The organism is Paenibacillus sp. ICGEB2008 (genome assembly GCF_000307675.1).
GTDB classification, from domain to species: domain Bacteria; phylum Bacillota; class Bacilli; order Paenibacillales; family Paenibacillaceae; genus Paenibacillus; species Paenibacillus polymyxa.
Genome location: NZ_AMQU01000052.1, coordinates 1 through 2,141, shown reverse-complemented (window position 1 = coordinate 2,141; position 2,141 = coordinate 1). Strand labels below are relative to the sequence as shown.

Genomic DNA, 2,141 nt, shown 5'->3' with positions numbered 1-2,141 from the left:
GCTGCAACTCGCTACATGTAGTCGGAATTGCTAGTAATCGCGGATCAGCATGCCGCGGTGAATACGTTCCCGGGTCTTGTACACACCGCCCGTCACACCACGAGAGTTTACAACACCCGAAGTCGGTGAGGTAACCGCAAGGGGCCAGCCGCCGAAGGTGGGGTAGATGATTGGGGTGAAGTCGTAACAAGGTAGCCGTATCGGAAGGTGCGGCTGGATCACCTCCTTTCTATGGAGAATCGTTTCCTGCAATGGAAACATTCAAATATGAAGCATAGCTTCAAAACTCAGGTTTAGGCCTGTTACTCACTCGTTGCTCAGTTTTGAGAGTTCAAACTCTCAAACGTTTGGTGGCGATAGCGGAGGGGTTCCACACGTACCCATCCCGAACACGACCGTTAAGCCCTCCAGCGCCGATGGTACTTGGACCGCAGGGTCCTGGGAGAGTAGGACGCCGCCAAGCGCAACCACTAAAGAATAATTTTTTTTGGTGGTTTATATGGGCCCTTAGCTCAGCTGGTTAGAGCGCACCCCTGATAAGGGTGAGGTCGGTGGTTCGAGTCCACTAGGGCCCACCATAAACTTTATATATTCTTTTGGGGCCATAGCTCAGCTGGGAGAGCGCCTGCCTTGCACGCAGGAGGTCAGCGGTTCGATCCCGCTTGGCTCCACCAAAAGTTTTATCATTGCACCTTGAAAACTGGATACCGAAACGAAATTGCGTTTTAGAATATTCCTTTAAGCTGATCTTGTGTAAACAAGTGAAATAAAGGTAGCAGATAAGGAGAGATATTTTGCCTTTGGCAAAAATCACTCTTTATTAAACATTGACATTTTCTTTCGTGAAAGAAAAGTCTAGGTTAAGCTACAAAGAGCACACGGAGGATGCCTAGGCGCCAGGAGCCGACGAAGGACGTGGCGAACAACGATAAGGCCTCGGGGAGCTGTAAGCAAGCTTTGATCCGGGGATGTCCGAATGGGGAAACCCGGCTGTCTTCATCGACAGTCACTACTCACTGAATACATAGGTGAGTGAGAGGCAGACCAGGGGAACTGAAACATCTAAGTACCCTGAGGAAGAGAAAACAATAGTGATTCCGTCAGTAGCGGCGAGCGAACGCGGATTAGCCCAAACCAAGGAGCTTGCTCCTTGGGGTTGTGGGACGTCTCACATGGAGTTACAAAGGAACCGGTTAGATGAAGAGGTCTGGAAAGGCCCGCCAGAGAAGGTAAAAGCCCTGTAGTTCAAAACTTGTTCCCTCCGAGACGGATCCCGAGTAGTGCGGGGCACGTGAAACCCCGTATGAATCCGGCAGGACCATCTGCCAAGGCTAAATACTCCCTGGCGACCGATAGTGAAGCAGTACCGTGAGGGAAAGGTGAAAAGCACCCCGGAAGGGGAGTGAAATAGATCCTGAAACCGTGTGCTTACAAGAAGTCAGAGCCCGATCTATGGGTGATGGCGTGCCTTTTGTAGAATGAACCGGCGAGTTACGTTCCGTGCAAGGTTAAGGTGAAGAGCTGAAGCCGCAGCGAAAGCGAGTCTGAATAGGGCGAATGAGTACGTGGACGTAGACCCGAAACCGGGTGATCTACCCCTGTCCAGGGTGAAGGTGCGGTAACACGCACTGGAGGCCCGAACCCACGCATGTTGAAAAATGCGGGGATGAGGTGGGGGTAGCGGAGAAATTCCAATCGAACCCGGAGATAGCTGGTTCTCCCCGAAATAGCTTTAGGGCTAGCCTCGGAAAAAAGAATCGTGGAGGTAGAGCACTGATTGGGTGCGGGGCCCGCAAGGGTTACCAAGCTCAGTCAAACTCCGAATGCCATAGATTTAGTTCCGGGAGTCAGACAGTGAGTGCTAAGATCCATTGTCGAAAGGGAAACAGCCCAGACCATCAGCTAAGGTCCCAAGTGTGTGTTAAGTGGGAAAGGATGTGGAGTTGCACAGACAACCAGGATGTTGGCTTAGAAGCAGCCACCATTGAAAGAGTGCGTAATAGCTCACTGGTCGAGTGACTCTGCGCCGAAAATGTAACGGGGCTAAACACACCACCGAAGCTATGGCTTGATGCTTGCATCAGGGGTAGGGGAGCGTTGAATGCGGGTTGAAGGTGTACCGGAAGGAGCGCTGGACTGCA

Annotated in this window: 2 tRNA genes and 3 rRNA genes; all 5 read left to right on the top strand. The window is 51.8% G+C overall.

What is annotated here, in order from left to right:
* Positions 1-229, top strand: a 16S ribosomal RNA gene (locus C400_RS0125885); the annotation flags it as partial.
* Positions 230-346: 117 nt separating this feature from the next.
* A 5S ribosomal RNA gene (rrf, locus tag C400_RS0125880) occupies positions 347-463 on the top strand.
* A gap of 38 nt (positions 464-501) precedes the next feature.
* A tRNA-Ile gene (locus C400_RS0125875) sits at positions 502-578 on the top strand.
* 20 nt (positions 579-598) lie between these two features.
* Positions 599-674, top strand: a tRNA-Ala gene (locus tag C400_RS0125870).
* A 184-nt stretch (positions 675-858) separates the two neighbouring features.
* Positions 859-2,141 (top strand): 23S ribosomal RNA (locus C400_RS0125865); the annotation flags it as partial.